General features: G+C 48.4%; 7 protein-coding genes, 2 tRNA genes, 2 rRNA genes and 2 pseudogenes. 8 read left to right on the top strand and 5 right to left on the bottom strand.

All coding sequences use genetic code 11. The annotated features are described in order from the left end of the window. The 4 genes from DZ54_RS25490 to DZ54_RS0107840 form a co-directional block, all read left to right on the top strand. Window positions 1-91: ribosomal RNA gene (locus tag DZ54_RS25490) — 23S ribosomal RNA — on the top strand; the annotation flags it as partial. A gap of 115 nt (window positions 92-206) precedes the next feature. After that, window positions 207-322, top strand: a 5S ribosomal RNA gene (rrf, locus tag DZ54_RS0107850). A 141-nt stretch (window positions 323-463) separates the two neighbouring features. Next, window positions 464-540 (top strand) — tRNA-Asp (locus DZ54_RS0107845). A gap of 8 nt (window positions 541-548) precedes the next feature. Further along, a tRNA-Trp gene (locus DZ54_RS0107840) sits at window positions 549-625 on the top strand. Between the two features lie 78 nt (window positions 626-703). Here the strand turns inward: DZ54_RS0107840 and DZ54_RS20070 are convergent. Beyond that, window positions 704-1,102 carry a gamma-glutamylcyclotransferase family protein gene (locus DZ54_RS20070; protein WP_025673672.1) on the bottom strand — a complete coding sequence of 133 codons (399 nt, stop codon included), beginning with the start codon at window positions 1,100-1,102 and terminating at the stop codon, window positions 704-706. A 184-nt stretch (window positions 1,103-1,286) separates the two neighbouring features. On the opposite strand from DZ54_RS20070, the gene DZ54_RS20065 reads away from it, so the two are divergent. Further along, window positions 1,287-1,841 carry an endonuclease/exonuclease/phosphatase family protein gene (locus tag DZ54_RS20065; protein ID WP_051415965.1) on the top strand — a complete coding sequence of 185 codons (555 nt, stop codon included), beginning with the start codon at window positions 1,287-1,289 and terminating at the stop codon, window positions 1,839-1,841. Window positions 1,842-1,866: 25 nt separating this feature from the next. Next, complete coding sequence (locus DZ54_RS23420) at window positions 1,867-2,130, top strand: endonuclease/exonuclease/phosphatase family protein (protein WP_051415964.1); 264 nt, start codon at window positions 1,867-1,869, stop codon at window positions 2,128-2,130. A gap of 21 nt (window positions 2,131-2,151) precedes the next feature. Here DZ54_RS23420 and DZ54_RS0107825 read toward each other — a convergent pair whose 3' ends face one another. The 3 genes from DZ54_RS0107825 to gloB all read right to left on the bottom strand — a co-directional run bounded on the left by DZ54_RS0107825 (window position 2,152) and on the right by gloB (window position 5,245). Beyond that, a complete protein-coding gene (locus tag DZ54_RS0107825; RefSeq protein WP_081721623.1) occupies window positions 2,152-2,841 on the bottom strand; it encodes a YIP1 family protein in 690 nt (229 codons plus the stop codon). Further along, window positions 2,838-4,415, bottom strand: a complete 1,578-nt coding sequence (locus DZ54_RS0107820; protein ID WP_025673670.1) for a lytic transglycosylase — start codon at window positions 4,413-4,415, stop codon at window positions 2,838-2,840. Before DZ54_RS0107820 ends, DZ54_RS0107825 begins: the two co-directional genes overlap by 4 nt. Window positions 4,416-4,486: 71 nt before the next feature. After that, window positions 4,487-5,245, bottom strand: coding sequence for a hydroxyacylglutathione hydrolase (gene gloB / locus DZ54_RS0107815; protein WP_025673669.1), 759 nt, complete (start codon window positions 5,243-5,245; stop codon window positions 4,487-4,489). A 32-nt stretch (window positions 5,246-5,277) separates the two neighbouring features. Between gloB and DZ54_RS20060 the strand changes: the two are divergent. Then, window positions 5,278-6,002: pseudogene (locus DZ54_RS20060) on the top strand (methyltransferase domain-containing protein). Window positions 6,003-6,012: 10 nt separating this feature from the next. On the opposite strand, the gene rnhA reads toward DZ54_RS20060, so the two are convergent. Continuing rightward, on the bottom strand, window positions 6,013-6,480 hold the full coding sequence (gene rnhA, locus DZ54_RS0107805) for a ribonuclease HI (RefSeq protein ID WP_025673668.1): 468 nt from the start codon (window positions 6,478-6,480) through the stop codon (window positions 6,013-6,015). A gap of 51 nt (window positions 6,481-6,531) precedes the next feature. On the opposite strand from rnhA, the pseudogene dnaQ reads away from it, so the two are divergent. Beyond that, a pseudogene (gene dnaQ / locus DZ54_RS20055) lies at window positions 6,532-7,255 on the top strand (DNA polymerase III subunit epsilon). Window positions 7,256-7,263: the final 8 nt, after the last annotated feature.

The raw sequence follows: 7,263 nt of genomic DNA, 5'->3' as shown, positions 1-7,263 counted from the left end.
KTGTCGTAGACGACGACGTTGATAGGCAGGGTGTGTAAGCGCTGTGAGGCGTTGAGCTAACCTGTACTAATTGCCCGTGCGGCTTAACCATACAACACCCAAGAGGTTTTGGGTTGGACTCGAAATAAGCCAGTTGATTGTGGCGAGAACGAACAGCTTTCTAGATTATGTGTTTTGACTGAACAGTGAAGACACACCCAATTTTGCTTGGCGACCATAGCGCTTTGGACCCACCTGACTCCATGCCGAACTCAGTAGTGAAACGAAGCAGCGCCGATGGTAGTGTGGGGTCTCCCCATGTGAGAGTAGGACATCGCCAGGCTCTCTTTCTTGTTTTCAGATTTTAAAAAATCTGAAGGCAAAACACGATAACCTAATTAGAGCTTAATCATTAGGCCTTAATTAGCGAAAATTTAAGCATCAAAGCAGATTGACGTAAGACTTTGATAGACAGAATTGGTGCGGAGTGGTAGTTCAGTTGGTTAGAATACCGGCCTGTCACGCCGGGGGTCGCGGGTTCGAGTCCCGTCCACTCCGCCACTACTTATAGGGGTATAGCTCCAACTGGCAGAGCAGCGGATTCCAAATCCGCGTGTTGGGGGTTCGAATCCCTCTACCCCTGCCAATTAAAAAGCACTGACATCTGTCAGTGCTTTTTTTTTGCTAACGTTCAACGACGACATATCGGTTCGTCAGCGACTTATTAGTTGTGTTTAGCTACGAATTGACTTGGCGCGCTAGCTTCGGGCTGATGACTAAAGCAGAGCTCATAGGTGAAGGCTGTGGTGTACTTCGTTTCTTGTCTACTTTCATTTTGATATTCCACTTCAACAATCACTCTTTGATAGCCCGCGCCTTCAAAGTGATCGATCGACGTTAATATGTTTGAAAGATCGTCAGCTTTGAATAACCAGCCTTTTACCCTGTCTTTTGCATTATCACTTAACTCGATGCCGGGATAGCCCGTCGCCGAACCCCAACCTCTATCGGTGCGTATCGCTTGAATACTAGCGTCGTACCAGCTTCCTTTGATATCGGCCAGTAGATGATGGTTCTCTTCTCCTGGACAGAGAGTACCGTAAACAAATAGATTGTTGAGCATAGGCATCGCTCCATGAATACACCTTGTTATCATTACTTTGCTATCCTATCTCTGTCTTGAAGTGGGCGGCAAGTGATATGGTGCGTTTATTACTTGTGTTTAGGCGCTAACGATCGCAAAAACGGCGCCCGTTATAGGGACAACCTATACTCTCAGTGGTGAGCTTTATGGTAGTAATTCAGTCATGAAACGACGTATTGGCAAGGTAGTCGCTTGGGGAAGCGCCATTTTAGTTCCAGCCGCCGTGGTGGGTGTCAATGGTTACTTTACTGTACCCCATGGCACGCAATTACACACGGTGTCTGGCATTTATCACCAGTGTGTTGATTATACGCATTCTTTACCGCTGGATGAGCAAGGGCACTTCTCTTTACTGGTTTGGAATATTTACAAGCAGCAGCGGCCCCAGTGGGACACCGCATTGAGCCATTATCGGGATCCACATCGACTCATGTTATTACAAGAAGCGAGCTTTGGGCCTCAACTCTCGCGCTGGATCACTCAGTCATCACTTCATTATGACCAAGCCTATGCGTTTGCAATGCAAGATGCGGTCGCTGGGGTAATGAATCTTTCTGAGGTTAACCCGATACACAGTTGTGCTTATACCGCAGTAGAACCTTATTTACGCTTGCCCAAAAGTGCACTGTATAGTGAGTATCAGCTTTCAAATGGTCAGCGGCTCGCCGTGGTTAATATTCATAGTATCAACTTCACTTACGCGATAGGCAGCCTATAAAAAACAATTAGCGGCACTTGAACAAGTGCTGTCACGCGTTGATGGGCCGATTATACTGGCAGGCGATTTTAATACATGGTCTCAACGGCGATTAGAGGCAGTTAGAGCGATGGTTTCTCGTTTGTCCTTACAAGAAATGCAGTTTCAACCAGACCAGCGGATGACGAAGTTTGGCTTGCCGTTAGATCATATATTCTATCGAGGCCTAACTGTGGAGCAAGCCAGTGCGGTGGATAATGGTGCCTCCGATCACGCTGCGATGGAGGCACAACTTAAGGTTATGGGTTGAGTAATATTAGCGCGGCATGCATTAATTTATTGCAATGATGATCGCCCAGCCACCGAAAACAGCCACCCAAGGAAGGGTCGCGACCACAATGGCTTTACCTTGATTTAATGGCGTCCAAGTGCCAATGGCGGTAATGCTGAGAACCCAATACCATGGTAAGAGTAGCGGTAAACTGGCTGCCCAAGCTGTCCAAGATGACGTAAGCGGCAGCTTAAGCAGACCGTTTAAACTATTGAGATCAGCATGGGCCGGCAAGATAAAGTTTGGTGCGAGCGTCATATTGGTATAGCTTGCTAAATCACCAATGACTGCTGGTAAGAAGATAAAACAGGATGCGGCTAACCAGTGACGATAGCCAAAGTTCGGCGCCTCTTGCTTGGTCGATAGCCGAAACCAAAGGGCTAAGGCGAAAATAACCGCGGCACGGCCAAACCAGTCCCCTAATACCTCAGACGCCAAAAGAGTCTCTCGTTGTAACCATTTTTCCGCTTCTGCTTGAGGCATAGATAGCTGTTGGGCAAGTGCTTGTTGAAGGGTGGATACATCCGTGTGATCAAAATAGGCACTCCAAAAAGCAATTGCGCTTAAGCACATAAGTAAATAAGCAACCCAGCCCCAAGCCGGTCGTTGACTCAGTGCCGCGAAACAGGCGCTCGGGCGAAGTACGGTATCACGTAACGCATAAAATGGATTGGTTGAGGCTTGCATCATGAGCCGCTACTCCGTGAAACATCAATATGAAGGGTCAACTGTTGTCCCGGTTGGATATACGCATTCTGGCGCAGCTGGTTCCATTTCATTAAGTCTGATACCGATACCTTGTACCTATGTGCGATAGTGCTCAGTGAATCACCTTGACGAATACGGTAGGTAATCGTGCGAATACGTTGCGCATTTTCTTCTTTGTCCCATACGACCAATTCTTGACCAATACTTAAGGTATCGCGAGGGCTCATACCGTTCCACTTGGCAAGTTGACGATAATCTACGTCATAACGGCGAGCAATGGTCCAAAAACTATCTCCCTGACGCACTGTGTGAGTACGCTTATAACCATCGCGCTCTGCAGCCTGCAATGCGGCTAAACGCTGTGGGGCACTTAACGTGTATTGAGATTCGTCTTTGAGTGATACCGGGATCATTAAACGTTGTCCCACCCGAATGCGCGATGAAGGTAACTGATTTGCACGCTTCAGTACTTTTACAGTGGTATTGTATTGGGCGGCAATCTCACTCAGACTGTCTCCCGACTTAACCGCATAACGTTCTACCCGCAGCCCTTGGTTCTTATTTTTTGCTAGCTCGGTATTAAAGCGCGCAACCTTATCATTCGGCAGTAACAGGTGCGTTGGGCCGGATGGTGAGGTTGCCCAGTGATTGTATGCCGGATTGAGGCTCTGCAGTTCTGACACACTCAACCCCGCATAGTTAGCCGCTAACGCAAGATCCATCTGCATGCCCGGTTCAATCATCTTTAATACCGGCTGGTTAGGGATGGTAGGGACATCTAAACCGTATCTGTTTTTATTTCGTAGCACATCGCCGAGGGCGATAAGTTTGGGGACGTAACTGCTGGTCTCTTTGGGCAAATCCAGGTGCCAGAAGTCGGTTGGCTTGCCACGTTGCTCGTTACGACGGATAGCTCTTGATACACGTCCCTCGCCGGAATTATACGCGGCGATCGCGTGTAACCAGTTACCTTCAAACATGTCATGCAAGTACTCAAGGTAATCAAGTGCGGCATCGGTTGATTGGACCACATCACGTCGGCCGTCATACCACCAGTTTTGTTCTAAGCCAAAACGCCGTCCAGTGGCAGGAACAAACTGCCATAAACCGGCGGCTCGACCATGAGAGTAGGCGAACTGATCAAATGAGCTTTCAACAACAGGAAGTAGTGCCAGCTCTAGCGGCATATTACGGGCTTCTACTTTTTCAACAATAAGATATAAAAATGGCGTCGCACGTTCAGTCACGGTCGCGAGGTGGTTAGGATAGTTTAAATACCAGTTGCGATAACGTCTAACGGATGCATTGTCTGGAACGGGCAGGGAGAGTTGCATACTGATCCGCTGCCAAACATCCTCTTGTTTTTGCTGCGAAAGTACCGAGGGTTGTTCCGGTGTCGTTTCCTCTGGCGTTACTGAGGTCTCTTCGGGCGCTGTTGAGGCCTTTAGAACCGCAATAGGCGGCGCTTTGTGGGCGATATCCGTGTCTTGAGCGTCACCCGTTGACTGACAGCCGCTCAGCAACAGTGTGCTCAATAAAACTAAACGGTACTTCATGGCATAAAAACCTTCGTCCAAAATAGCCGATGATGATAGGGGCTGGCCTTACTGATGACAAGAGACTCAGCTCAAAATTCGTCCTTCCACCGTCGCAGTGCTCGGAAAACTTCTAATTCAGTGTCATCTTGCGCACGCCCACTGACCGCTTTAATCACGGTTGGCTCATGCGTACGTAAAAAAGGGTTGACACGTTTTTCGCGCCCAATAGTACTTGGCAGTGTTTGTTTTTCCTGAGCACGTAAGCGGTTTACCTCTTCGCGATATAAATGGAGTGCATCGTTTTCAGGCTCAACGGTCAATGCAAAGGCGACATTCGCAGCTGTGTACTCGTGGGCGCAATAGACCTCTGTTTCAATCGGCAATGAGGCCAATTTTTTAAGTGAGTTGACGGCTTGCTCTGCGGTGCCCCCCAGCAAGCGTCCACAGCCAGCAGAGAATAGCGCATCGCCACAAAACAACTTGCCATCACCGACAAAAGCGATGTGGTCATCGGTATGCCCCTCAACACCGACCACCAAAAATCGATGATCGAATACATCGATCTGATCGCTATCTCCCACGGCCATGCTTAAGTGAGGGATCGGTTTAATATCAGGCCCTATGACTTGAGCGCTGGGTGCGAAACGAACGAGATCTTCTATCCCATTGGTATGATCCCAGTGATGATGTGTGATAAGAATGCAAGACAGCGTCAACGCATGTGCTTTGATATAGTCAATAACCTGACTTGCTTCACCGGGATCGACCACGGCACATCGATTATCTTCACTAATAATGAGCCATATGTAATTATCGTTAAATGCAGGTATGCTTTTGACGTGAAGCATTGGGTTCTCCAGCGATAGAATGAGCCTTAATAATGAAACCAGCGCGCATTGAACATCAGTTTGACTATCCCTACACGTGGGATCAAGTTGCCTACGGTGATTGGGCGCGCACCCAATTGCAAACCCGATTGGATGAATGGCTACCGACTTTATTCGGCTACCACTTGCTTAAGTTAGGCGGATTAAGCTGCGAACTAGTGAGTGAACAGTGTAACATTCAACACCAAGTCTGTGTCGATAAACACAATCCGATGCGTAACCTCACGGCGGCCCATTATGCCTTACCGTTTATCCAAAAATCTTTTGATGTCTGTTTATTAGCACACCAGCTTGATTATAGCGAGGACCCTCATCGATTACTAAGAGAGGTCGACCGCGTTATGATTGACAATGGTTGTTTGATTCTTTCTGGCGTGAACCCGGCCAGTTTTTTAGGGGTGAAAAACTGATTCGAGGCCGACATCAGCGCTTGCCATGGGGAGGAAGGATGTTTTCACCACTGCGAGTCAAAGATTGGTTAAGTGTCATGAACTACGAAGTCATTGCCGCACATCAAATGGGGTTATGGCCAACACACCGCCCTAAAGCGCGCCATGCGTGGGTTGAAAGCAGCTGCAGTGTGGTTACCCCCGCGTTGGGGTCTATTTATCTGATTATGGCACGTAAACGCAGCTATCCATTGAAACCGATTAAACCACGCTGGAAGTTAAAGCAAGCGGTATCGCCGCTAGGTGGTGTGGTGCCTAACGGCGGTTAGGAAGCCACGTCTATGCGGGAGGCTGATACCCTTCATCTATATCCGTCGGTTGATTAGCGGCTTGACGCGCGAGCTCGTCGCAACGCTCATTTTCTGGGTGACCCGCGTGGCCTTTCACCCAGTTCCATGTTATCTGGTGGTTGGCTGCCGCGTGATCCAATTGCTGCCACAAGTCGGCATTTTTAACCGGTTTTTTATCCGCCGTTTTCCACTGTCGCTTTTTCCAGTTATGGATCCACTGCGTAATCCCTTGGCGAACGTATTGGCTGTCAGTGGTGAGAACTACTTCGCAGGAACCTTTTAACGCCTGTAACCCGACAATCGCCGCCATCAACTCCATGCGGTTGTTTGTCGTGAGGGTAAACCCAGCACTTAACGTTTTTTCATGCTGTTTATAGCGCATTACCACACCATACCCCCCAGGACCTGGGTTACCGAGGCATGAACCATCTGTGAAAATTTCTACCTGCTTGGTCATCTTTGATACTATAGGCTATTCATCTGAGCCAAGTTTGACACAGTTATTACCATGAAAGCGAATTACGATCGTCTCATCGTGTTAGATACCGAAACCACAGGTATGAACCGCGAAGGTGGGCCTCACTATCGAGGTCACAATATTATAGAAATCGGTGCCGTTGAGATTATCAATCGCAAACTCACCGGTCGGCATTTTCATGCCTACATAAAACCGACGCGTGCGATCGACCCTGAAGCGATTGCCGTGCATGGTATTACTGACGCGTTCTTAACTGACAAGCCTGCTTACGCGGATGTGCACCAAGCCTTCGTTGACTTCATCCAAGGTGCCGAGCTTATTGCCCATAATGCGCCCTTTGATGTGGGGTTTATGGACCATGAGTTTAAAAACTTAGGGGTATCGGTGCAAACCAATGACATTTGCACAGTTACAGATACCCTGGCGATGGCGAAGAAGATCTTTCCAGGCAAACGTAATAACCTTGATGTGTTATGTGATCGCTATGGCATTGATAACTCAAGACGGACACTACACGGGGCGTTGCTGGATGCGGAGATCCTAGCTGACGTCTATCTGTTAATGACGGGTGGGCAAACGCATCTATCTTTTAACGCAGGTACCGATACTGACAATGCAAGTCCAATGGCCCCGAGAACCGTTAAGCGTCAGATATCGCTAAAGGTAATCCCTGCATCGGCCGATGAAATGAGTGACGCATGAAGCGCGTTTAGATTTTATTGAACAAAACGGCGGCTGTCTTTGGCGGCAGTAGGAGCAGGC

The organism is Salinivibrio socompensis S35, assembly GCF_000513715.1.
GTDB lineage: Bacteria > Pseudomonadota > Gammaproteobacteria > Enterobacterales > Vibrionaceae > Salinivibrio > Salinivibrio socompensis.
The sequence above is the reverse complement of the archived record's forward strand: the minus strand, read 5'-3'. Positions and strand labels throughout refer to the sequence as shown.